General features: G+C 63.9%; 20 protein-coding genes. 7 read left to right on the forward strand and 13 right to left on the reverse strand.

What is annotated here, in order from left to right:
- Positions 1-21 precede the first annotated feature (21 nt).
- Entirely contained in the window at positions 22-180 is a 159-nt protein-coding gene (locus RQ865_RS03005) for a hypothetical protein (RefSeq protein WP_399521795.1), read from the reverse strand.
- A 152-nt stretch (positions 181-332) separates the two neighbouring features.
- On the opposite strand from RQ865_RS03005, the gene RQ865_RS03010 reads away from it, so the two are divergent.
- From RQ865_RS03010 to RQ865_RS03020, 3 genes are read left to right on the forward strand one after another with little or no spacing between them, the layout of a single operon-like run.
- Positions 333-2,171 carry an ATP-binding cassette domain-containing protein gene (locus RQ865_RS03010; protein ID WP_311477410.1) on the forward strand — a complete coding sequence of 613 codons (1,839 nt, stop codon included), beginning with the start codon at positions 333-335 and terminating at the stop codon, positions 2,169-2,171.
- Complete coding sequence (locus tag RQ865_RS03015; protein WP_311477412.1) at positions 2,168-3,940, forward strand: ABC transporter ATP-binding protein; 1,773 nt, start codon at positions 2,168-2,170, stop codon at positions 3,938-3,940. Before RQ865_RS03010 ends, RQ865_RS03015 begins: the two co-directional genes overlap by 4 nt.
- 49 nt (positions 3,941-3,989) lie before the next feature.
- A complete protein-coding gene (locus RQ865_RS03020) occupies positions 3,990-4,562 on the forward strand; it encodes a nicotinamidase (RefSeq protein WP_311477414.1) in 573 nt (190 codons plus the stop codon).
- A gap of 47 nt (positions 4,563-4,609) precedes the next feature.
- On the opposite strand, the gene RQ865_RS03025 is transcribed toward RQ865_RS03020, so the two are convergent.
- The 5 genes from RQ865_RS03025 to trpS form a co-directional block, all read right to left on the reverse strand.
- A complete protein-coding gene (locus tag RQ865_RS03025; RefSeq protein ID WP_311477415.1) occupies positions 4,610-6,628 on the reverse strand; it encodes an ABC transporter ATP-binding protein in 2,019 nt (672 codons plus the stop codon).
- Positions 6,629-6,761: 133 nt separating this feature from the next.
- Positions 6,762-7,127, reverse strand: a complete 366-nt coding sequence (locus RQ865_RS03030; protein WP_311477417.1) for a hypothetical protein — start codon at positions 7,125-7,127, stop codon at positions 6,762-6,764.
- A 30-nt stretch (positions 7,128-7,157) separates the two neighbouring features.
- The gene (gene ribA / locus RQ865_RS03035) at positions 7,158-7,757 is read right to left on the reverse strand and encodes a GTP cyclohydrolase II (RefSeq protein WP_399521796.1); all 600 of its coding nucleotides are present in this window, start codon (positions 7,755-7,757) and stop codon (positions 7,158-7,160) included.
- A gap of 8 nt (positions 7,758-7,765) precedes the next feature.
- Entirely contained in the window at positions 7,766-8,545 is a 780-nt protein-coding gene (locus RQ865_RS03040) for a polyprenol monophosphomannose synthase (protein WP_311477418.1), read from the reverse strand.
- 27 nt (positions 8,546-8,572) lie between these two features.
- Complete coding sequence (trpS, locus tag RQ865_RS03045) at positions 8,573-9,580, reverse strand: tryptophan--tRNA ligase (RefSeq protein ID WP_311477420.1); 1,008 nt, start codon at positions 9,578-9,580, stop codon at positions 8,573-8,575.
- 129 nt (positions 9,581-9,709) lie between these two features.
- On the opposite strand from trpS, the gene RQ865_RS03050 reads away from it, so the two are divergent.
- A complete protein-coding gene (locus tag RQ865_RS03050) occupies positions 9,710-10,594 on the forward strand; it encodes an exodeoxyribonuclease III (RefSeq protein ID WP_311477421.1) in 885 nt (294 codons plus the stop codon).
- A 46-nt stretch (positions 10,595-10,640) separates the two neighbouring features.
- On the opposite strand, the gene RQ865_RS03055 is transcribed toward RQ865_RS03050, so the two are convergent.
- Positions 10,641-11,861: a YihY/virulence factor BrkB family protein gene (locus RQ865_RS03055; RefSeq protein WP_311477423.1), complete on the reverse strand. Its 1,221-nt coding sequence runs from the start codon at positions 11,859-11,861 to the stop codon at positions 10,641-10,643.
- A gap of 70 nt (positions 11,862-11,931) precedes the next feature.
- Between RQ865_RS03055 and ptsP the strand changes: the two genes are divergently transcribed.
- Together ptsP and RQ865_RS03065 are read left to right on the forward strand one after the other, a co-directional pair.
- Complete coding sequence (ptsP, locus tag RQ865_RS03060) at positions 11,932-13,575, forward strand: phosphoenolpyruvate--protein phosphotransferase (protein WP_311477425.1); 1,644 nt, start codon at positions 11,932-11,934, stop codon at positions 13,573-13,575.
- A gap of 323 nt (positions 13,576-13,898) precedes the next feature.
- The gene (locus RQ865_RS03065) at positions 13,899-15,281 is read left to right on the forward strand and encodes a hypothetical protein (protein WP_311477427.1); all 1,383 of its coding nucleotides are present in this window, start codon (positions 13,899-13,901) and stop codon (positions 15,279-15,281) included.
- A 122-nt stretch (positions 15,282-15,403) separates the two neighbouring features.
- Here the strand turns inward: RQ865_RS03065 and RQ865_RS03070 are convergent, their stop codons facing one another.
- From RQ865_RS03070 to RQ865_RS03095, 6 genes are all read right to left on the reverse strand, one after another.
- Positions 15,404-16,405, reverse strand: coding sequence for a type IV toxin-antitoxin system AbiEi family antitoxin (locus tag RQ865_RS03070; RefSeq protein ID WP_311477428.1), 1,002 nt, complete (start codon positions 16,403-16,405; stop codon positions 15,404-15,406).
- A 459-nt stretch (positions 16,406-16,864) separates the two neighbouring features.
- On the reverse strand, positions 16,865-17,641 hold the full coding sequence (locus RQ865_RS03075) for a succinate dehydrogenase iron-sulfur subunit (RefSeq protein ID WP_311477430.1): 777 nt from the start codon (positions 17,639-17,641) through the stop codon (positions 16,865-16,867).
- 21 nt (positions 17,642-17,662) lie between these two features.
- Positions 17,663-19,489 (reverse strand): succinate dehydrogenase flavoprotein subunit, encoded by a 1,827-nt coding sequence (gene sdhA, locus RQ865_RS03080; RefSeq protein ID WP_311477432.1) that lies wholly within the window; start codon positions 19,487-19,489, stop codon positions 17,663-17,665.
- A 31-nt stretch (positions 19,490-19,520) separates the two neighbouring features.
- Positions 19,521-19,967 (reverse strand): succinate dehydrogenase hydrophobic membrane anchor subunit, encoded by a 447-nt coding sequence (locus tag RQ865_RS03085; RefSeq protein ID WP_311477433.1) that lies wholly within the window; start codon positions 19,965-19,967, stop codon positions 19,521-19,523.
- Between the two features lie 18 nt (positions 19,968-19,985).
- Positions 19,986-20,351 carry a succinate dehydrogenase, cytochrome b556 subunit gene (gene sdhC, locus RQ865_RS03090; RefSeq protein WP_311477467.1) on the reverse strand — a complete coding sequence of 122 codons (366 nt, stop codon included), beginning with the start codon at positions 20,349-20,351 and terminating at the stop codon, positions 19,986-19,988.
- Between the two features lie 236 nt (positions 20,352-20,587).
- Positions 20,588-21,892 (reverse strand): glycosyltransferase family 1 protein, encoded by a 1,305-nt coding sequence (locus tag RQ865_RS03095; RefSeq protein WP_311477435.1) that lies wholly within the window; start codon positions 21,890-21,892, stop codon positions 20,588-20,590.
- On the opposite strand from RQ865_RS03095, the gene RQ865_RS03100 reads away from it, so the two are divergent.
- A complete protein-coding gene (locus RQ865_RS03100; RefSeq protein WP_311477436.1) occupies positions 21,891-23,006 on the forward strand; it encodes a mannose-1-phosphate guanylyltransferase in 1,116 nt (371 codons plus the stop codon). The genes RQ865_RS03095 and RQ865_RS03100 overlap by 2 nt on opposite strands.
- Positions 23,007-23,105: the final 99 nt, after the last annotated feature.

Here is a 23,105-nt window from a genome sequence, read left to right on the forward strand (position 1 = left end):
CACCGCACAGATTCGCCTCGCTTACAGACGCAAACCGTGCTGTGCGAACTTATTCGTCGCAAGCTCGGCGATGCCGGCTGCCGGGTGGGTGAGCACCACGGCGGCAACGCCAGACTCTCTGATCGTCTCATTCTTTTCGAGCAGCACCGAAACCCAGCGCGGGTCAATCCCATCGGTCACGCACCGAACACCATCGCTTGGCAGGCGGCGCAAGCCGTGCTGAGATGCACGCACCGAGCAGCCTGCGTTACCTCGGTTCACGTGAGCGAGGAATGCTGTAACCGACACACGTAGGGTGGAAGCATCCAGTATTGAAATGAGGTTGGCAACAAATGTGGCTGCGTGAAGCGATAACCGACCCGCCCAAAACCGCCCGCGCGGTCATCCTGCTCACCTGGTTGCGTGTGGGGATGCTTGCCGTGGCAGCGGTCTTGCTGGCGCGCGCTATCGCGTCGCTGGTTACTGTTGCAGCATCAGATTGGCAGACCGATGCGGAAGGTGCCCTCAGGCTGCTTGGCGCCGCTATCGCGGTGGCCGTGATTGGTGCCGTGGCTGGCGGGATCGCCGAAGCACTGCCGGGGATCGAACAGGCCAACCACGAGCGGAATTGGCGACGACAGTTGGTGTCGGCGGCACTGCACGGCGCCAAGGTGCCGACCGCTCCCGCCCACCGAGGTCGGCCCCATCCGGGCGCTACCGCACCGGCTAGCAGCGAGGGTGCACTCATCGATATCGCCACCGCCGGAGTTGAAAAAGCCGCCGGCTACCGCGCCACGTTTCTCGCGCCCACGCTCGCATCTTTCACCGCGCCGCTGATCGTGCTGGTGCTGTGGGCCATCGCCATCGACTGGCTCTCGGCAGTGATACTGCTGGGATTCGTAGCCCTCGTGCCGGTGATCATCATGGCCGCCGGAAAACTCTTGCGCGGCTCCAACGCCGAATATCGCCGCCGTGAGGCCGCCGCCACCGCGCGCTACCTCGAAATGCTTGAGGGTATCGGCACCTTCAAAATGCTCGGCGCCACCGACCGCATGATCGCCTCGTTCGCGGCCTCCGCTCGCGAATCGATGCGCGAGCTGTCGCGATTGCTCGTGCGCAACCAGCGGATGATCATCGTCAACGACATCGTGTTCGGCTGGTTCATGGGCGTCACCGCGGTAGCGCTACTGCTGTGGCGGCTGCTTGACGGGGCAATCGATATCGGTGCCGCATTCGCGGGGCTGCTGTGCATCCCACTGCTGCAAGAACCCATCGACCGCATCGGACGCAATTTCTATGTGGGGCTCGCCGGGCGGGCACGACGCGACCAGATCACCGCCGTACTCGAACAGCCCCTGGCCGACGAACCCGCGGCAGATGTACCCGAACACGTGCTCGACAACCGGGCCGGACGCGAACTCGAACTGCGCGACGTCACGGTAACCAGCAACGGGAAAACACTGCTGCGCGATATCGACCTGAAAATTGCCGGCGGCGCACATATCGCGGTGGTTGGCCCATCCGGCGCTGGTAAATCAACCCTGCTGCGGGTGCTGGGCGGGCTGCTGGCGCCGAGCAGCGGTACGCTGCTGCTCAGCGGTCACCCGGTTACCCCAGATGTGCTGCGCGACCGTTCGTCGACAGTGTCACAGCAACCGGGGATGCTCGCGAGCACCATCGCCGAGAACCTGCGCTTCGCGAAAACCGACGCCGACGCTGACGAACTCCACATGGCGCTGCACCGTGCCGGGCTCGCCGACGAAGTGGCGAGCTTTCCCAACGGAATCGACACCGAAGTGGGCGACCGCGGCGAATTTCTCTCGGGCGGTCAGCGGCGACGTATCGGCGTGGCACGCGCACTGCTGCGCGATCGACCGGTGCTGCTGCTCGACGAACCCACCGCCGACCTCGACCGTGCCACCGAAGCGCGCGTGCGCACGAGCCTCGCGGCCGCATCGGTGGGCCGCACCGTGATCACCGTCGCGCACCGGCTCGACACGATCATGGAGGCTAACTGGGTGATCGTGCTCGAAAACGGGGTCATTACCGCACAGGGAACCCCCGAAGAGCTCGTCGACCGCAGCCACTATTTCGCGACGGCGCTTGCGGCATCGAAGCGGCCGTTCGTCATCGATGCGAACCCCGGCAGCGCGGCCGCAGCATCCAGCATCAAGGGGGTGAACGGGCAGTGACCATCGAAACTCACGAGGGCGCCTGGCCACAGGTGCGCTGGCTGCTGCAGTTCGCCGGCGCCGCTACCCGGCAGCTTGCCGGTTCGATTGCCGCGCGACTGATCGGTCAGCTGCTGGCGGTGGCGCTGTTGGCGGTGCCGGCTTGGAAGCTCGGCGAGGTGTGGCTGCGCGGAGCCGAACTCGCGGCAGGCGAGCTGGTGCCCGTGGTGGTGACGGTTGCGCTACTGGCGATCGTGAAAGCCGTGGCGCGCTATATCGAACAGTTGCTCGGGCATCTCGCCGCGTTCTCGCTCATGGCCGAAGTGCGGGTGTGGCTGCTGCGGCGGCTCGTGCCGCAGGCTCCGGCCATCACCGACGGTCAGGGTGCTGCGCGCATCCAGGCAACCGCGATCCGCGACGTCGACCGCGTGGAGGTGTTTTTTGCGCACACTATCGCCCCGGCAGTGTCGCTCGTGGTGGTGCCGCTGGTGGTGATTATTGCCGCGGGTGTCTATAGCGGGCCACTACCGGCGCTGACCCTGGCCGTGGTGATGCTCGCGGGTGTCGGCATCCCGTTCTTGGCGCGCACGAGCGGCGCTGCGGCACGGCGCACGGCACAGTTGCGGGCAGACACCGCTCAGCACATCGCCGACACGCTGCGGCTCCACGAAGAAGTGCGTGCTTTCGCTGCCGCCGACTGGCGGGCCACCCAGCTTGCCCGCATCGACGAACTGCTCGGCAAGCAGCTGCGCGTCGGTGCCCGCCGCGCCGGCCTGCGCAATGCTGCCACCACGCTGCGGGTGTGGCTTGGTGCCGCACTCGTCGCACTCGCCTGCACCCCGACGCTGCTCGCCGACCGAGCGAGCCTGCCGGGTGTGCTGGTCACCGTGTCATTCGTGTTCGGAACCGCCGGGGTGTTCGACACGGTTGAGCGACTGGCAACGTCACTGCCGGCGGGGCTTGCCGCTACCCGCCGCATCCGCGAACTGGCCAGCGGTCAACCCACCGTGACCGAACCCAGCAGGCCCGCCTCGCCCCATCCCGAGTCAAATTACCCGCGGGTCGAGCTGCGCGATGTGCACTTCAGCTATCCGGGCCGGGATGTCGAAACGCTACGGGGTGTCTCGCTGCGGTTATTGCCGGGCACGTCGATCGCGCTGGTCGGGTCGACCGGGTCGGGGAAATCAACTATCGGTCGGCTCGTGCAGCGTCACTACGATGTTGACCGCGGCGAGGTGCTCATCGACGGCTACCCGGTAACGGCACTCGGCTCGGATGCGGTGGCTGCGCGGGTTGCAATGGCCGACCAGCAGGGGTTCTTGATTGACGGCACCGTCGCCGACAATCTACGCGTGGTTGATGCCGCCGCCACACCCGAACAGCTCGCCTGGGCGTGCCGGGCTGCCGAACTCGAACTGCCGCTCGACACCCCGGTGGGACGACGCGGCAACCGCATCAGCGGTGGGCAGCGGCAGCGGTTGGTGCTCGCGCGCACCCTGCTGCGAGCAAGCGGTGCACCCGGCGGTTTAGCACGGGCGGTGCTGGTGCTGGATGAGGCAACCAGCCACCAAGATCCGCTCACCCAAGAACGGATGCTTGATCGGCTCGACGAGCTCGGGGTCACCACACTGGTGATCGCCCACCGACTCGAAACGCTGCGAAACGTGAGCCGTATCTACGTGCTTGAACATGGGAGGATCGTCGAATCTGGTCGATATGCCGACCTGGTGGCCAATAACGGCCGTTTCGCGCAGCTGCTGGCGGCTTCTACCACGGTTGCTGACCGGTAACGCCGCGGTGGGTGGGCCTTGCGACCCAGAATGCGCAAGAATGACCTGCATGACTCATGCGCTGCTGATTGTTGACGTCCAGAACGATTTCACCGAGGGTGGTGCCCTCGCCTGCCCGGGCGGGGCGCGCGTGGCGAGTGAGATCAGCGACTACCTGGCGGCCAGCGAGAGCGACTACACGCTCATTGCCGCATCGCGCGACTGGCACGACGCCGATAACGACAACGGTGGCCACTTCTCGGCCACGCCCGACTTTGTTGACACTTGGCCGGTGCACTGCGTCGCCGACACCCCGGGTGCCGAGTACCACCCGGCACTCAAAACCGATGCGATTCAACTGCACATCCACAAGGGGATGGGCCGGCCCGACTACTCGGCATTCCAGGGCGTCACCGAAAGCGGGCAGCCCATCGCCGAGGCGCTGCGCGAATCGGGTATCACGCACCTGGATGTGGTGGGCATCGCCACCGACCACTGTGTGCGCGCCTCGGCACTTGACGCAAAACAGGCGGGTTTTTCGGCACGGGTGATCGTGCCGCTCACCGCGGCGGTAAACCCCGAAACCGCGGCGCAGGCCCTCGACGAGCTGCGTGCCGCCGGGGTTGAAGTGGTGCTCGACTAGCTGCTGCTGTCGTTACGCGCCAGACAGACCACCGAAGGCCGCCGCAGCTACGCCAACAGCTGGTGCTCGGCGAGTTCGCGATACAGCGGGGTTGTTTCCACGAGCTGTTCGTGCCGGCCGCGGCCGACCACGCGTCCGTGCTCGAGCACCACGATCTCGTCGGCATCGATCACGGTCGAAAGCCGGTGCGCAATCATCACCATCGTGCGTCCCTCGGCCGCGCGGTCAAGCGCATCGCGCATCAGCGCCTCATTGCGGCCGTCAAGCGCCGAGGTCGACTCATCCAACAGCAGAATCGGGGGAGCAGCCAGCAGCGTGCGCGCGATGGCGAGCCGCTGTCGCTCACCACCCGAAAGCCGCACCCCCGCCTCGCCGACGGCCGCGTCGAGCCCCCCGGAGGAGCGATCGAGCACCTCACCCAGGTTCACCGACCGCAGCGCCGCGGCGCACTCGTCATCGGAGGCATCCGGCCGCCCCAGCAGCAGATTGTCGCGCAGCGTGCCCGCGAGGGTGGGCGAGTTTTGCTGCACATAACCCAGCTGCGCGCGCAGCTCGGCGCGGTCAAGCGAACGCAGATCGGCACCGCCGAGGCGAATTGCACCCGAGGTGGGGTCGTAAAAACGCTCAATCAGCGCGAGCATGGTCGACTTACCGGCACCCGAGGGGCCAACCAGCGCGGTCTTTGTGCCGCGCGGCACCGCAAACGACACCCCGTCGAGCACGAGCGGCGAATCGACCGGGGTCGACTCATCAATTTCCAGCAGCACCTCGCTCGCGCTGCGTGCCCGACGGCCGGTCTCGCTCACATAGCGATCAAAACGACCCGATGCATCCGCCCGCGCCCGCGCGGCCCGGACCACCCGCTCGGGGTAGCGGAACGACACCTCCGCGAACTCCAGCGCCGGTGCATCCGGAGCCGCATCAGCGTTCGCCGGTCCGACAACTGTGAGGCGCGGCTGGAACGCATCATCTGTCGCATCCTCATCGGGCAGTTTCGTAATCTCTTCAATGCGACCCAACGCGCCCAGTGCTGAAGCGATCGCCGAGATCGCGCCGAAGAACAGCCCCATCGGCACCACCATCATGAACAGGAACATGATGAAGGTCACCAGACCCGACACCGCCAAATCCCCGGCGGCAACCCGCACCCCGCCGATGCCGAGCACCAGCACCAGCGAAAGCTGCAGCGCCAGTGTCGAAACCGGCACCATCACCGCCGAAATCGCCGCAATATCGAGGCCGCGACGGTAGGCCTGTTCAGCATCCGCCTCGACGCGCCGCTGTTCGCGCTCGATCGCGCCCGAAGCGCGCAGCGTGCGCATCGCTGAAATGGCGCGCTCGGTGGCGGCAGTCAAATCGCCCACTTTTTGCTGAGCGGCAGCTGACGCTCGCATCACCTGGCGAGAAAGCAGCAGCACCGCCACCAGCGAAACCACGACGCAGCTGAACGTCACGAGGAATAGCACCCAGTCGAGCAGCAGCATCGCAATAATTGCGCCGATAAAGGTGATTGCGCCACCGACCGCCTCGATGAGTCCCTGCGTCAACACCGCCCGCAGCATCGTGGTGTCGCTACCGACGCGCGACACCAGATCGCCCGTGCGGCGCGCATCAAACTCGGCGATCGGCAGGCGCATGATTTTTGCGATCAGCGTTCGCCGCGCGCCCAACACGATGCGCTCACCGGTGCGCTGCAACAAAAAATGCTGCAGACCGCTCAACCCGGCGTCAACAACCACCACGGCGACGAGGGCCCAAACAATCCAACCGCTGAGCTGCCCCGATTCGACCTGTTGGATGAGCAGCCCCATCAACACCGGCTGCGCCAGCGAAAACAAACTGCCGACCACCGAAATTGCGATGATCACGGCCATCATGCCGCGGTCGGCAAAAAGATACGGCCACAACTGGCGAAGTGTTGCACGCGGGGTGCCGTCTGGGTTGCGGTCGCTCCTGCGCCCACCCGATTTACGTGCCGGTTCGCTACCGGCTGCAGATGCCGAGCCGCCGGATGCACCGGCGGGCTCGACGGGGTGATTATCGGGTACAGCGTCGGGTGCAGTCACCCTGCCATTGTCGCCCATTCGGGCACAGGTTGCACTCGGTTTCACAGGCTGCTCGCACCGCAGGCTGACAGAACACAAAAATTGCCCGCCGACCCACATGACCAGACCGGCGGGCAATCGAAACTCGGCGAGGCTAGTTCCACAGCACCGCGATGCAAATGTTGAGCAGTGCGAGCCCACCAACCAGCCACAGCGCCCACTTCGGCGCGCGCTGCTCGGGCTTGTTGCGGAACGCAAGCAGCAGCGCGAACACCGCCACGAGCACGAGCAGTTTGATGCCGATCTTCATGTGGTTCACCGTGCCGAGCTCGGCGCTCATCTCGGTGATCCCAACCAGCAGCACACCCGAAACCAACATCAGACCGGCACCGTGCAGCATGCCAGGCAGCATCCGGCCTTCGCCACGAACAATGTCTTTAATCTGTGAAAACCACACCCCAAACAGTGCGGCCAGACCAACAAAGTGCAGAACGAGCAGGATGCCCTTGAGAATCATCATGCTCGGATTCTATCGAACGCAGGTATCGGCCTAGCCGTCGAGCAGATGCCCCATCCGCTTCGCCTTCACTCGCAAATAGTCGTCATTGAACTCGTTCCGCCCCACCTCGAGTGCAACCCGCTCGGTGACAGTGATGCCGTGCTCGTTCAAATACTTCGTCTTTTCGGGATTATTCGTCAGCAGCCGCACCTCGCGCACCCCGAGCTCCATCAGCATCCCCGCAGCCGCGCCATACTCCCGCGCATCAGCGGGCAGACCGAGCCTGAGGTTCGCGTCCACCGTGTCAAAACCGTCTTCCTGCAGCCGGTAGGCGCGCAGCTTGTTTAACAACCCGATACCGCGACCCTCTTGACCCCGCAAATACAGCACCGCGCCGCCGTGCTGCTGCACGAGCGCCAGCGCGGCATCCAGCTGCGGGCCACACTCGCACTTCTGCGAACCAAACGCCTCACCGGTGAGACACTCCGAGTGCACCCGCACGAGCATCCCATCGTGGGGTTCGCCGACACACCACGCCATATGCAGTTCGCCAGTAGCAAGGTCACTATAGGCGCGTACCTCGAACACTCCCAGCTCAGTGGGGATATTCGTGGCGACCTCAAAACGAACGCGCTCAGCGGGCGACATCATCAGCCAACCTAACGACGCGTGGTCAACGCGACCACGCCACGAGCCCGGTAACCGATACCCCAGGCCAGCACCCGCCACATCGCCTCAAAAATAATCGACGACGACATCTTGGATGCGCCCAGCTCACGCTCGCGGAAAGTGATCGGCACCTCCACCACCCGGTATCCGAGACGCTCAAACATCCAGGCCATCTCGATCTGGAAACAATAACCGGCAGAACCGACACCGCCCAGGTCAACCTCGCGCAGCGCCGCCGCTCGATAACCGCGATACCCGGCGGTGATGTCACGGATCTTCGACCGCAACAGCAACCCCGCATAGATGGATGCGCCGCGCGAGAGTAGCTGACGCGACAGCGGCCAATTTTCGGTAGCGCCCCCGCGCACATAGCGCGAACCGATCACCAGATCGGCACCCCCATCAAGTTCCTCAATCATGGCGGGCAACCGTTCAGCAGGATGCGAACCATCGGCATCAAACTCAAACAGATACGAATAGCCGCGTTCATGGCCGATCTCAAAACCCTGCAGATAGGCCGACGCCAGCCCCAGTTTGCCGCAGCGGTGCAGCACGGTGACGCGCTCATCCTGTGCCGCCAGCTGGTCAGCGAGCGCGCCGGTGCCGTCGGGCGAACCATCATCAACCACCAGCACATCCACACGGTCGGTTTGCGCCAACACCCGACGCAAGATAGTTTCGAGGTTTTCCCGCTCGTTATAGGTGGGAATTACCACGAGCGTGTCGCGGCTGATCGGCGCTGCATGGCGCCCGGTAGTGGAATTGGACATCGTTTCCTTGATTTTGGGGACAGTTCGTTAGTGCGACGACTTCGGGAAGCCGATGCGCTCATGCACGAGTTCAAGCGTCTTGTTCGCCCGCTCGGCGGCGCGGTCGGCGCCAGCGCGCAGCAGGCGCATCAGCTCACCGCGGTCGTCGAGCAGTTCGGCAGTGCGGGCACGGATCGGGCCGAACGTTTCCTCCACAACCTCGGCGAGACCCTTCTTGAGGTCGCCATAGCCGCGGCCGGCATACTCGGCCGCCACGTCATCAATTTCGCGGCCAGCGAGCACCGCGTAAATTGTCAGCAGATTCGACACCCCGGGCTTAGTGTCGCGGTCGAAACGAATCTCGCCGTCGGTGTCGGTTACCGCGCGCATGATCTTCTTGCGAGTCACCTTCGGGTCGTCGAGGATGCGCAACAGTCCCGCATCCGAATCTGCCGACTTCGACATCTTCGCGGTCGGGTCTTGCAGATCGTAAACCTTCGCGTTTGCCTTCGGGATGAATCCCTCGGGAATCGTGAACGTCTCACCAAAACGCGAGTTGAAACGCTCGGCGAGATTGCGGGTGAGTTCGATGTGCTGGCGCTGGTCTTCGCCCACCGGCACCTGCTCGGCCTGGAACAGCAAAATATCGGCCGCCATCAGCACCGGGTAGGTGAACAGCCCCACGGTCGTCGAATCCGATCCGAAGCGCTGTGACTTGTCTTTGAACTGGGTCATTCGGCTTGCCTCACCGAACCCGGTGATCGTGCCGAGAATCCATCCCAGCTGCGCGTGCGCGGGCACATCCGATTGCACATACAGCGTCGACTTTTCGGGGTCGATGCCGGCGGCAATGTACTGGGCTGCGGTCGCGAGCGTGCGCTCACGCAGCTGCTCGGGGTCAAATTTTGAGGTGATCGCGTGCTGGTTCACCACGCAGTACACCGCATCGGCATCGTCCTGCATCTTCACCCAGTTGGTTAGCGCGCCCACATAGTTGCCGAGGTGGAGCGAATCGCTCGACGGCTGCATGCCCGAAAACAGAACTGGTTTGGTCATAGGTGACGGCTTTCTTGTGCGACGCTCAAATGCGGATAATCCAACCCATACTAGTTCGCGCAAGTTACGACCGCCGACTTCAGTGCACAGCCGACGCCGCGCGGCCCGCGGGTTCTTACAATGGAGCGCATGACCAAGATTCGTGTGGCCTCGGTGAACGTGAACGGTATCCGTGCCGCAGCCCGTAAGGGGATGCTCGAATGGCTTCCCGAGCGGGGTGTGGACGTGCTGGCGCTACAGGAGGTGCGCGCATCCCACGCCCAGCTCGAAACCGCGCTGGGGCTCGAAGCAGTCGACGACGGTAGCTTCCGGGCCACCGACGGCACTCAGTGGCACATCGCGCTCGACGAGTGCTCGGCAAAAGGCCGCGCCGGCGTTGCCGTGCTCAGCCGCATCCCGTTTACGGCGGTGCGTCGCGGCCTTGGCCCCGACGACTTTGACGCCACCGGACGCTGGATCGAAACCGACCTGCGGGTGGGTGACACCGAGCTCACCGTGGTCAGCTGCTACGTGCACTCGGGCGAGGTCGACACCCCCAAACAGGAAGAAAAATGGCGCTTCCTCGACGCTATGACCGAGCGAATGAGCCAGCTGCGAGCCGAACGCGAACTGGTGCTGGTGGTGGGCGACTTCAACGTCGGCCATACCGAACGCGACATCAAAAACTGGAAGGGCAACGTCAAACGGGCCGGCTTCCTGCCCCGCGAGCGCGGCTATTTCGACCGGATGTTTGGCGAACTAGCAGCGCCGATCAAAACGGTTGACGGGTCGGGTGGCGAAGGCCTCGGCTGGGTGGATGTGGGCCGGGTCGCCGCAGGCGACGTCGACGGGCCCTACACCTGGTGGTCGTGGCGAGGCAAAGCCTTCGACAACGACACCGGCTGGCGCATCGACTACCACGCCGCCACCCCGGCGCTGGCCGCGCGTGCATCCAACTATGCGGTCGATCGCGCCACCGCCTACGACCAGCGCTGGAGCGACCACGCACCCGTGCTGGCCGACTATCAGCTCTAGCGAGCAACAACCGCGGCAGCGCGAACGCGGGGCGGGTGGCTGCCGACTACTCTGAACCCGGTTCGGCGGCGCGATAGCCGAGCGAGCGAAGCTGAATCTCGCGCTCTTCACGATCGAGCGCGTGCTGCCGCTTCACAATCTCCTCGTATTCGCGGCGCAACTTTCGGCGGCGCCAGCGGGGAGTGGTGCTGAAGTCATGCATCACCTGGATGCTGTCGGTGGCGAGCCGCTCACGAAGCGCCTGACGTTCGGTGGCGCGAGTGATCTCTTCGGCCTCGGCAACCGTCACCAATCGCGGCGAGACCGCATTATCATCCATTGTTACCTTCACCCACGACGCGGTGATCAGCAGCACCATACAAGCGAAGTTAAAGAAGATCAGCACACCGAGCACCGCGGCAAACGTCGCCAGCAGCGGGTTCGACGACGCCCCGCCGATCAGCAGCGACCCGGCCTGCTTCAACAACTGCAGCAACACCGCGCCCACGAACGCTCCCTGCCACAGAATCGGTGCCGGGACGCGCAACCGGCACATCACCTGCAGCACCAGCGCGACAATCACCGCATCGAAAGCGATACCGATGATGAGTGAAAGCGTCCGCACGATCACCCCGAGCGCGGCACCCACATCCAAGTGCAACACCTCACGGAAAAGCCAGGTGGTGATGTCTGAACTGGCGGCAGTGAGCACCGCCGAAACCGCAATCATCAACCCGAAACCGATGATGAGCAGCAGATCGAGCAGCTTCGTCACCACGAAATTCGTTTTCGGCTGCGGCGGAAGCTCGAACACAGCGCGGATCGACATGCGGGCACCGTTAAGAAAGTTCATTGCCGTCCACAACCCCGAAAGCAGGGCGATCAAACCCGCAACCGTGAACGAGGCACTCAAACCGGTGAGCGTGTCGGCACTCACCACACCGTTTTCACCAATGAGCCCCGGCACCGACTCGGCGAGCGACTCGATGATCGCCTCGGTGAGATCGGGACGGTTCGCCAGCACGATACCGGCCACCGAGAAAAACACCAGGATGCCCGCAAAGAACGAGAACAGCGCGGCATAGGCCATACCGCCCGCCAGCAACGGGCCCTGCGAGGCCGTCCAGTGCTTTAGTGCGCGCAGCGGGCGAGACGCCTGCAACCAGCCAGCGAACGCCTGTATGCGTTGAATGAGTGTCGCGTCGGCAGCCACCTTTGGCAACGCCGGAAAAATCGGTGTGCGGGGTCTGGTGTGCGAGCGCTGAGCTGTCGAGTTTTGTTCGGCCACTCAGCCAGGTTAAGTGACCGAGTCAATAGGCTGGTGGAAATAGCATCCCGTCACCGGAAGGGAAATAAAAATGCAACTCAATGGTTATGGAGTGGGAACCCGCACCGCAATCGGCACCGTAGTTCGGATGCCCGATCCGCTTCCGATCCCCAGCGAGGCACCGTTCACCGGTAACACCGATGAAGAACAGCAGCGGGTGCGCGACGCCGCCACCCGGGTGCGGGATGCACTCACCGCGCGCGCGGCAACCGTGACCGGATCGATGCAAGAAGTGCTCGAGGCCCAGGCAATGATGGCGGTCGACCCCTCAGTGCTGCAGCTGGTTGACCAAGCAATCGGCGTGGGCCGCAGCGGCGAACGCGGAGTGTACGAAGCGTTCACACAGTATGCCGAAGTGCTGCGCGGCATGGGCGGCTATATGGCCGAGCGAGCCGCCGACCTCAACGACGTATCACAGCGCATCCGTGCCGAACTCGCCGGTGTGCCGGTGCCTGAGGCGCCCGAACGCGACGAACCGTTCGTGCTCGTGGCGGTTGACCTGGCCCCGGCCGACACCGCCAGCCTCGACCTTGACCGGGTGCTGGCATTCGTTACCCGCGACGGCTCACCGAAAGCACACACCGGCATCATTGCCGCTGAACGCGGCTTACCGGCAGTGGTGGCGTGCAGCGGCGCCGACAAAATCGCCGAGGGCGAGACCGTGATCGTCGATGCCGCCACCGGAACCGTACTGGTGGCCCCCGACGCCGACCAACTTGCCGCAGCGCAGCAGCGCGTGCGGCAGCAGGAACAGCTTGACGCCGAACCGGCAACACCCGGCAAACTGGCCGACGGCACCGCGGTGCAGATTCTCGCGAATGTCGGCAAACCCGGCGATGCCGAACGTGCCGCGGCCGCGGGCGCCGAGGGCGTGGGGCTTTTTCGCACCGAATTCATGTTCCTCGACCGCGACCAGGCACCGAGCTTTGACGAACAGCTCGCCGACTACACCGAAATGATGCGGCCATTTGCGGGACGCAAGGTGGTTGCGCGGGTGCTCGACGCCGGCGCCGATAAACCGCTGCCGTTTCTCAACGACGCCGACGAACCCAACCCAGCACTGGGGATGCGCGGGATCCGCATCCTGCGTGAGCGCGAACCGCTGCTGCGCGACCAGCTGCGGGCCCTGCACGAGGCTGCCGCGGCAACCGGTGTGGAGCTGTGGGTGATGGCCCCGATGGTGGCGGATGCGGGCGAGAGCGAATACTTCACCACGCTCGCACGCGAGATTGGAATTGAAGTGGCCGGGTCGATGGTCGAGGTGCCGTCGGCGGCGCTGCTGGCCGAGCAGATTCTCGAATCGAGCGACTTTGTTTCGCTGGGCACCAACGACCTCACCCAGTACGCGCTCGCGGCCGACCGTGTGCTCGGGACGGTGGCGAACTTCCAAGACCCGTGGCATCCGGCGGTGCTGCGGCTGATTTGGGCGGCGGGTGAGGCCGGGCTTGCCGCGCAGAAGAGCGTTGGTGTGTGTGGCGAAGCGGCGGCCGATCCGCAGCTCGCCGTGGTGCTTGTAGGGTTGGGCGTGCGCTCGCTATCGATGGCGCCGCCGGCGATGGCAGCGGTGCGTGCCGCGTTGCGCGAGGTGACCCTCGAGGATGCGCGAGCCATCGCGGCGCGGGCGATGATGGCCCGCTCGGCGCAGCAGGCCCGTGAGCTCGCCTTCCCCGCCTAGCCCGTGGCGGGCGGCCCTCGCCCGCATCCCCGCGTCCCCGCGCCCCCGCATCCCTGCGCCCCCGCACCGGCAAGTGACTCTCTTAGTGGCAAGTGACCCTGCTGTCGGAGGGTCATTTCGCAGTAGCAGGGTCACTTGATGCCGGATGCGCTCCCTCGTGGACCCGCATCCCCGCGTCCCGCATCCCTGCCCACAGCGGCAAGTGACCCTCTTACTGGCAAGTGGCCCTGCTGTAGGAGGGTCATTTTGCAGTAGCAGGGTCACTTGATGCCGAATGCGCTCCCTCGCGGCACCGCATCCCGGGCTTAAGGTAGTCACGGTCTATGCCCGACCCCATCCACGTTGGAAGGCAGCGATTGGCTACGAACATCACCGCCTCTGAAAAATCCGAATCGGCTGCAGCATCACGCCAGCGTTCGGCCCGCATCCAGCAGTGGCTGCCCTTCGTTATCGCTGTCGCAAGCGCGGCGATCGTCTACCTGCGAACCCCGAGCGCTGCGCGCGGCGTGATTTGGGCTGAAGACGGCCGCAACTTCATGGTTGACCACCTCGTCAACGGTTACGGCGGCGTGTTCGAGCCCTACCAGGGCTATCTGCACGTGGTTCCGCGACTACTTGCGGGCGTGGTGGTCGACTTGGTGGCGCCGGAACAGGTTGCCCACGGGATGACCGTGGCTGCGGCACTTGTGATCGGCGCAGTTTCGGGCGCGCTCGTTTGGTATGCCGCGATGGCAACCGAGCGCATCTGGATTCGCGCGCTCATCGGACTGGTTCCTGCCCTCGTGCCGACCGGGCCGCTTGAAATGGCAGGCAACCTCGCCAATCTGCACTGGTATTTCCTCCTGCTCGGCTTTTGGATGTTTCTGGCGGTGCCGCGAAACTGGGTGACCAGCTGGATCGCCGCGGTCGCGGTGCTGCTCATGACGCTCAGCGAACCGCAGCTGCTGATCGCGCTGCCACTTTTCATTCGCAGTATTCGAGAACGGCGAACCTGGCCGGTCGCGAGCGCCGCGGTCATCGGGATTGGTGCACAGCTGGTGATCTCAGCCGTCTTCCCACGGCAGCTCTACACCGGCGGCGCAAAGCTTGACCTGAGCGATATCGTTATCGGCTACCTGTTTGAACCATTCGCGGGCAGTTTCTGGTGGGATACAACGCGGGTTGCGCGCCGGGTAGAACTGGTCGGCCCGTGGTTGATCGTGCTTGGTTTCGCGCTGGTGGCCGCGTTTGTGGTGCTCGCGTTTGTTGCCGGAGGCAGGGTGAATCGATGGCTGATTGCTGGACATATTCTGGGTAGCGCGTGCATCTGGGCTGCGGCGCTGCTGCTCAACCCGGCCGAGTCATTTCAGTTCTCGTTCGATATTGCAGTGTTTGTCGATAACTTCCGAACCTGGCGATATGTCGGGGTGAGTTCGATGCTCGCACTTGTTGGTCTGATCGTTGCGGCGGATGCACTGCTGTCGGGCCCCAGGATGAAGTATCTCGGTTTCGTGGCGGTCGCGGTAGTGTCCGCCAGTTTGCTCGTCAACTCGGCTGCCATCGACCCGGCCCGGGTACCTCGAGTGGGCGGCGCCAACTGGCCAGCAGAGGTCGATCGGGCCGCAACGGAGTGCGGTCGAGCGCCGGCTGATGACGTGCGGGTGAATACCTTCCCGCGCCATTGGGAAGTGCGAGTGCCGTGCGACTGGGTTGCGCCCCCACGCTAGCGCCAGCATCCCCGCCAGCATCCGCATCCCCGCACCTGCATCCCACGCGCCTCCTTGCCACCAAGTGACCCTCTTAGTGGCAAATGACCCTGCTGTAGGAGTGTCACTTCGCAATAGCAGGGTCACTTGATACCGAGCGCCGGGTACGGAGCATCGACACCAACACCGAGGAGCGCACTAAAGTCGCGGGGCTGAGACCGCTGCACTGCCCCCAGCTGCCAGTGCCCGATCACACTCGGTAATCGAGCTGCCCGCTGTATATCGGTGTAGAGCCGCGATTGAAACCGCCGCGTATCCCGCAAATCTGCCCAAACCGCCCGCGACACCACCCAACCGAGATCCAGCAGAGCGCGTTCGCGCTGCTTCTCACGCATCACCGCATCCGTCGCAGATTCCCCGGGCCGTAGGTGCTGCTGATACTTCACCGCACCGTCGAACTCGAAACAAAGCCCGAGGTGGGGCCACGCCATATCCACGCGGCCAACGAATCGACCCGCAGCATCAAACACATTCACCTGCAGCAGCGGATGCGGCAAACCAGCCTCTACGATCAGGGCCCGGCACCAAGATTCAGCAAAGCTCTCGGCACGATCGCTCGCATGCTCCTTCACCCAGGCATAGGTGCGACAGTGCCGTCCAGAATCAGGCAGCAAGCCGGGATTCAACCCCTGCTGCATCGCGGCGTCAGTTGCCGCCAAAAGTTCAAATGCGTTCACCTGCTCGGCAAGATCCATTAGCGTTCGACGGGGAGTGGTGACGCGCATCCCGTACCGGGTCTGAATATCCTCGTCGGGGATTGCCGACCGGCGGATTCGCAACCCGGCCCCCGGAGTACCCCGGTGCTTTCGTGTTAGCACCACATCCCCCTCGAGTCGGTGACGAAGTAATGGGAGACCGTGCAGGTTCGCTGCGCTCACACCGCTCACCACCCCGGCATTGCGCTGCATCACCGCGAAGGTGCGGCATGCGTGAAGGTCTTCGGCCGTGAATCGCTCGCATTCAGCATGCCTGGTGTCGAGGTATGCGCCGCGGTAGAGGCGGATGCACTCGGGGCCGAGCGCGGCTTGTAGTTCGCGCGCTTGTGGTGCCGCCGGGTGCGCCGCCGTGGTGAAGTGGAGTTGCATGTGCAGTAGCTCAGCGCACTTTGTGACGGGATGCGGTGTGTCGCGCGGATTCTGTGGATAGGTAACTTTCCACAGCAACTGCGGTCTGCTGGTTGGGTTGCGAGGGTGCTCCGAACTGCATCATGTGCGCCCCGCAGCTGATCTGTCTCGTGAAGTGACCCTCTTAGTGCGAAATGACCCTCCTATAGCAGGGTCATTTGCCAGTTAGAGGGTCATTTGCGGGGTGGGGGCGCGCTAGGTGGGGGCGCGCTAGGTGGGGGCGCGCGGGGAGGAGAGTGGCGCGGGAGCCGGGTGGCGGTGGGCCCGGGCAGCGCGGGGCCCGGGCCCCGCGGGGCAGGGGCAGACCGGGTGCAACGGGCACAAAAAGGGGCGCATCCGAAAGAACCGGATGCGCCCCTGAGCTGGGGTTGGGGATGCGCCCCTGAACTGCGGTTGGCGCTTCGTGCCCCTGGGCAGCGATTAGCGCTTCACACCACCGCGCAGAACTGCCTGCTTAACCTCAGCAATTGCCTTGGTCACCTCGATGCCACGCGGGCACGCCTCGGTGCAGTTGAAGGTGGTGCGGCAGCGCCACACGCCTTCTTTGTCGTTGAGGATGTCGAGGCGAGTGCTGCTGGCTTCGTCACGCGAGTCGAAGATGAAACGGTGTGCGTTCACGATCGCTGCGGGGCCGAAGTATTGGCCGTCAGTCCAGAACACGGGGCACGAAGTGGTGCACGCCGCGCACAGGATGCACTTGGTGGTGTCGTCGAAGATCGCCCGGTCTTCGATCGACTGGATGCGCTCTTTCTCGGGCTTGTCTGATGCCTGCAGGAACGGCTGCACCTCACGGTATGCCTCGAAGAACGGCTCCATGTCGACGTACAGGTCGCGTTCGAGCGGCAGGCCCTTGATCGCTTCGACCGTGATCGGTTTGCTGCGGTCGAGGTCTTTGATGAGCGTCTTGCAAGCCAGACGGTTGCGACCGTTGATGCGCATTGCATCCGAACCGCAAATACCGTGCGCGCATGAGCGGCGGAACGCCAGGCTCGAGTCTTGCTCCCACTTGATGTGGTGCAGCGCATCGAGGATGCGGCTGGTCGAGTACATCGGCACGGTGAACTCTTGCCAGTACGGCTCCGAGTCGGTTTCGGGGTTGTAGCGGCGCACCCGAACGATGATGTCGAAGGGCTTTTCAGGCTCTTCAGCTGCGGTCTGCGACGCGGTTGCGTCGACTGCCTTTGTTGCGTCAGTCATCTTTTGCTCTCCCTTCGATCCCTAGTACTTGCGTTCCTGCGGCACGTAGTGCGTCATGCGCACCGGCTTCTTGCCGAGCGTGATGTGGTCGGACGGGTCGGCCGAGCGGCGGTCGCCGGTGAGGTACGCCATGGTGTGGTGCATCCAGTTTTCGTCGTCACGCTTCGGGAAGTCGTCACGCATGTGGCCACCGCGCGATTCTTCACGGTTGCGGGCACAGTAGGTGACCACTTCGGCGAGGTCGAGCAGGAAGCCAAGCTCGATGGCTTCGAGCAGCTCGGTGTTGAAGCGGTGCCCCTTGTCGGCAACGTGGATGTTGCGGTAGCGCTCGCGCAGCTCGTGAATCTTGTCGGTGGCGTGGGCGAGTGTGTCGTCGGTGCGGAACACCTGGACGTTGGCGTCCATGGTTTCCTGCAGTTCGCGGCGGATGTCCGCAACCGACTCGGTGCCGCTGGCGTTGCGCAGGTTTGCGACCAGCGTGCGCACAAACTCGTCGGCGTTGTCAGCCACCTCAACGTAGTCGGCCTGCTGCGCGTATTTCACGGCCTGGCGGCCGGCACGCTTACCGAACACGTTGATGTCGAGCAGCGAGTTGGTGCCCAGACGGTTCGAGCCGTGCACCGATACACAGGCACACTCACCGGCAGCGAACAGGCCGGGCACGATTTCGTCGTTGTTGCGCAGCACTTCGGCGTCGTTATTGGTGGGGATGCCACCCATTGCGTAGTGCGCAGTGGGGTACACCGGAACCGGTTCAACAACCGGGTCGACACCCAGGTAGGTGCGCGCGAACTCGGTGATGTCGGGCAGTTTGGTTTCGAGCACTTCGGCACCCAGGTGGGTGCAGTCGAGGTAGACGTAGTCTTTGTGCGGGCCGGCGCCGCGGCCCTCCTGCACTTCTTGCACCATTGAGCGGGCCACGATGTCACGCGGCGCGAGGTCTTTAATGGTCGGTGCGTAGCGCTCCATGAAACGCTCACCCGAGTCGTTACGCAGGATCGCACCCTCACCACGAGCACCCTCGGTGAGCAGGATGCCCAGGCCCGCCAGGCCCGTGGGGTGGAACTGGTAGAACTCCATGTCTTCGAGCGGCAGCCCGTTGCGCCAGATAATGCCGACGCCGTCACCGGTGAGGGTGTGCGCGTTCGAGGTGGTTTTGAAGATCTTGCCGAAACCACCGGTGGCGAACACGAACGACTTGCCCTGGAACACGTGTAGGTGCCCGGTTTTGAGTTCGTAGGCGATGATGGCGCTGGGGCGCTTCACGCCGTCAACCTCGGTGAACGCGAGGTCGAGTGCGTAGTACTCGTTGAAGAAGCGGATGTTGTGCTTGACGCAGTTCTGGTAGAGCGTCTGCAGAATCATGTGGCCGGTGCGGTCGGCCGCGTAGCAGGCGCGGCGCACGGGGGCTTTACCGTGGTCGCGGGTGTGGCCACCGAAGCGACGCTGGTCGATCTTGCCTTCGGGCGTGCGGTTGAAGGGCAGACCCATGTTTTCGAGGTCGAGAACGGCGTCGATGGCCTCTTTCGCGAGGATCTCGGCCGAGTCTTGGTCGACGAGGTAGTCGCCACCCTTGACGGTGTCGTAGGTGTGCCACTCCCAGTTGTCTTCTTCAACGTTGGCGAGTGCGGCAGCCATACCGCCCTGTGCTGCACCGGTGTGCGAGCGGGTGGGGTAGAGCTTGGTGATGACGTCGATGCAGGCACCGGTGCCCGCGGTTTCGGCGGCTTCGATTGCCGCGCGCATGCCAGCGCCACCGGCGCCGACGATGACGATTTCGTTGCGGTGGTAGTGGACGGTTACGCCGTCGATTACCTTCGTCTCGTCTTTGAGCTGTTCTGCAGCCATGAGTGGTTTTCTCCTAAATCGTTAACGCCGCTTACGCGCAGATGTTTGCCGAGCCGGCGCCTGCGATGCAGGGCTCGACGGCGAAGACAATGAGCACGATGAGACCGAGCACGATCTCAACGACGCAGGCGACCCAGAGCACGGTGGTGAGGGCCTTACGGGTGCCCGCCTTGTGCACGTAGTCGTTGACGAGGGTGCGCATCCCGTTGGTGCCGTGGATGAGGGCGAGCACCAGCAGCAGTGCGTCCCAGATGAGCCAGAACGGAACCGAGAACTTGTTGTCGACGACGTAGCGGTATTCGATCTGACCGACACCCTGGCCGGCAACGAGGTTCGAGTAGAGGTGCACGAACACGAGCACGATGAGCAGCACGCCTGAAATGCGCATGTACTGCCAGCCGACGCGTTCCCAGTTGATGCCACCCTGCTTGCGTTCTGATAGCGGGGTGCGGGGGTATTCAACGCTCTGAATAGTCATGGTTACTGCACTCCCTTCCTAGTGTGAGAACACGTTCGACAGGTGGACAATTGCGAAGGGGATCATGACGATCACGCACAGTGCGATCACGCCCCAGAACAGGCCCCGCTGGATGCGGGTGGCTCCGGGTACGAAGTCGACGATGATGATGCGCAGACCGTTGAATGCGTGGTAGCAGATGGCTGCAACGAGCCCGAGCTCGCCGATGCCCATGATCGGGGTCTTGTAGGCGCCGATCACCGCGTCGTACACCTCGGGGCTAATGAGTGTCAGTGCGCCGTCAAGCACGTGCACGAGCAGGAAGAAGAAGATTGCAACACCGGTGATGCGGTGCAGCACCCACGACCACATCCCCTCGTTACCGCGGTAGAGGCTGCCACCCATGGCAGCCTTCTTCTTTGCGGTTTGGGGTGGGGTGGGGGTGCCGGTCTGAACAGCTGACACGGAACTACCCTTCTGTTGTCTGGCCCCGGCGCCGTACCGGTCGCACGGGTGGTTTGGTCGAATGCGAGTTCGCAGTCGGCACGCAATGCTCTCCCAGGTTACCCCTTTCTTGAGGCGAGCTGGAACCGGGTTCGAGGTCGCTGCTGTTCACTTTGGGATGCTCGCTTGTGGTGGTGTTACGAGGCTGCGGTGGTGATTGCGGCGGGGATGCACACGCTGCGGTAGTGCGCCAAAAGTTCGTCGCACACGTTTTCCCACGAGCGCTCGAGCACCCGTCGCCGACCGGCCTCACCCATACGCGCCCGCAGCGGAGCGTTTTCGACGAGCCGCTCGATGTAGTTACACATACTGTCGGGGCCACCATCGAGCGAAGCATCAAAGAGATAGCCGTCGGTGCCGTGCGTGATGAGATCAACCGGGCCACCCGCCAGCGGTGCCACTACCGGTAGTCCCGCAGCGTGTGCCTCCTGCAGGGTCTGCCCGAACGTTTCTTCGGTGCCGGTGTGCACAAAAATATCGAACGCCGCGTAGGCGCTCGAAAGTTCGGCGCCGGTGCGGCGGCCAAGAAACACCACCGGCAGTTCGGTGAACTGGGCGCGCAGCGCGGGCTCGCTGGGCCCATCCCCGACGATCCCGATGCGGATTCCGGGAAGCCCTCGCAATTGGGCAAGCCGCTCCACCTGCTTTTCGGGTGCCAGGCGCCCCACATAGCCGATCACGGTTTCACCCCCGGGGGCGAGTTCAGCGCGAAGCCGCTGAGTTGCCGCATCCTGTCGGTGTTGCGGATGGTAGGCCTGTAGGTCAACACCGCGGCCCCAGCGGGCAACGCGCTCGATGCGATTGCGGGCAAGGTCACGAATCGAGGCGGTGGAGGGAGCGAGGGTGAGATCGGCCTGGTTGTGCACATAGCGCAGCACCGACCAGGCAAGGTCGCGCATCAGCCCCACACCGTTGCGGGCGGTGTAGCCAGCAATATCGGTCTGGAATATCGCGACGGCGGGGATGCCGCGTCGCTTTGCCGCCAAAATAGCGTGGCCGCCGAGCAGCACCGGCGATGCGGCATGCAGCACGTCGGGGGCGAAATCATCGAGGATGCGCTGCACGCTGAGATTCGGCAGACCCACCGGGAACTCACGCACCGCCAGGGCCGGCACCTGGTGCACTTTGAACCCGGCGTAGCTTTCGGGCGCATCCGCCCAGGGGCAGATGACGATGGCCTCGTGGCCGCGCAGTGCGAGGTGGTCGAGCACTTTTTTCACGCTATTGGTGACCCCGTTGATAGTCGGGAGAAAACTCTCGGTGACCACGGCAACTCGCATAGTGAGTTGACCATAGGTCGGCAGGGTAGCCTCGCGGTAAAACCGGGTGTCGCGCGGGTGAATGCGAGGCGAACAGCTGGGCACGCGCAACATCCGCCGCGCGGATGGTTTTTCGTGCCGTGATGCATGCGTGGTGCCTTCGGCAAGTACGGTGGAACCCATGTCACCGAATCTCGACAACTTCTATGCCGTTATTCCAGCCGGGGGAGTGGGTTCGCGTCTATGGCCGCTGAGCCGAGCAAATCGGCCGAAGTTCTTGCACGACATTGCTGGAACGGGCGAGACGCTGCTGCGCTCAACCTGGCTGCGGCTGGTGCCGCTGTGTAGCGAGCAGCGCATCATGGTGGTTACCGGCGAAAGCCATGCCGGTGAAGTGCGTGAGCAGCTGCCCGAACTCGGTTGCGAAAATGTTGTGCTCGAGCGCAGCGGTCGCGATTCTTCGGCCGCAATCGGGCTGGCTGCAGCGATTTTGGAGCGGCGTCACCCGGGTGCGGTGCTCGGTTCGTTTGCCGCCGATCATCTGGTGCATTCAGATGTGCGCTTCCGCCGCGCCGTTCGTGAAGCAGTTGGAGCTGCCGAAGAGGGCTATATCGTCACTATCGGTATCCAGCCGGTCGAGCCCTCCACCGCGTTTGGATACATTCGCGCCGGTGAACCGCTTTCGATCGCGGGGGCGCCTTCGGCGCGAGCGGTTGAGGCGTTCGTTGAAAAGCCGAGCCTTGGCACCGCCCGCCGCTACGTATCGTCGGGTGAGTACTTGTGGAACGCCGGCATGTTTATTGCCAAGGCGGCACGGCTGCTTGAGGTGCTCGCCGAGAACGCACCCGAGCTTGCCGCTGGCGTGCGGGAAATCGCGGCGGCTTGGGACACCGATCAGCGCGATGAGGTGGTCGAGCGTGTGTGGCCGAGTCTCGACAAGGTCGCGATTGACTACACCGTTGCCGAACCGGCGGCGAAGCAGGGGGCGCTCGCGGTTATCCCCGGCTTTTTTGGTTGGGATGATGTTGGCGACTTCGCGTCGGTGACGCGAGTGCATCTCGAGGCCGACTCGGATGCGGCAGTTACGGTGATCGGCGACGCCGACAGGGTGGTTTCGCATGATGCCACCGGATTGGTGGTGAGCCACACCGATCGGGTAATTGCTGTGGCGGGTATCCCGAACGTTGTCGTGGTCGATACCGAGGATGCGCTGCTGGTCACCACCTGTGATCGTTCGCAGCAGGTCAAGCAGCTGGTTGCCAAGATTGGCGAGTCTTCGCATCCCGAAGTGTTGTAGATCGCAAACAAATGCCAACTTTTGGCGAATGGCGAAAGAAAATCGAAGTAGGATCTATCTGAGGAATTCGCGCTGTAGCGAATCAACCAAGGAGGAACC

This window comes from uncultured Gulosibacter sp., from assembly GCF_963509965.1.
GTDB lineage: Bacteria > Actinomycetota > Actinomycetes > Actinomycetales > Microbacteriaceae > Gulosibacter.

Coding starts and splice junctions, on each gene's coding strand:
- RQ865_RS03020 (WP_311477414.1), top strand. CDS start 3,990: ATGACTCATGCGCTGCTGATTGTTGACGTCCAGAACGATTTCACCGAG.
- RQ865_RS03095 (WP_311477435.1), bottom strand. CDS start 21,892: ATGGGTTCCACCGTACTTGCCGAAGGCACCACGCATGCATCACGGCAC.
- RQ865_RS03065 (WP_311477427.1), top strand. CDS start 13,899: ATGCCCGACCCCATCCACGTTGGAAGGCAGCGATTGGCTACGAACATC.
- RQ865_RS03030 (WP_311477417.1), bottom strand. CDS start 7,127: ATGATGATTCTCAAGGGCATCCTGCTCGTTCTGCACTTTGTTGGTCTG.
- RQ865_RS03040 (WP_311477418.1), bottom strand. CDS start 8,545: ATGTCCAATTCCACTACCGGGCGCCATGCAGCGCCGATCAGCCGCGAC.
- RQ865_RS03070 (WP_311477428.1), bottom strand. CDS start 16,405: ATGCAACTCCACTTCACCACGGCGGCGCACCCGGCGGCACCACAAGCG.
- RQ865_RS03075 (WP_311477430.1), bottom strand. CDS start 17,641: ATGACTGACGCAACAAAGGCAGTCGACGCAACCGCGTCGCAGACCGCA.
- RQ865_RS03100 (WP_311477436.1), top strand. CDS start 21,891: ATGTCACCGAATCTCGACAACTTCTATGCCGTTATTCCAGCCGGGGGA.
- sdhA (WP_311477432.1), bottom strand. CDS start 19,489: ATGGCTGCAGAACAGCTCAAAGACGAGACGAAGGTAATCGACGGCGTA.
- trpS (WP_311477420.1), bottom strand. CDS start 9,580: ATGACCAAACCAGTTCTGTTTTCGGGCATGCAGCCGTCGAGCGATTCG.
- ribA (WP_399521796.1), bottom strand. CDS start 7,757: ATGATGTCGCCCGCTGAGCGCGTTCGTTTTGAGGTCGCCACGAATATC.
- ptsP (WP_311477425.1), top strand. CDS start 11,932: ATGCAACTCAATGGTTATGGAGTGGGAACCCGCACCGCAATCGGCACC.
- RQ865_RS03085 (WP_311477433.1), bottom strand. CDS start 19,967: ATGACTATTCAGAGCGTTGAATACCCCCGCACCCCGCTATCAGAACGC.
- RQ865_RS03050 (WP_311477421.1), top strand. CDS start 9,710: ATGACCAAGATTCGTGTGGCCTCGGTGAACGTGAACGGTATCCGTGCC.
- sdhC (WP_311477467.1), bottom strand. CDS start 20,351: ATGGGTGGCAGCCTCTACCGCGGTAACGAGGGGATGTGGTCGTGGGTG.
- RQ865_RS03010 (WP_311477410.1), top strand. CDS start 333: ATGTGGCTGCGTGAAGCGATAACCGACCCGCCCAAAACCGCCCGCGCG.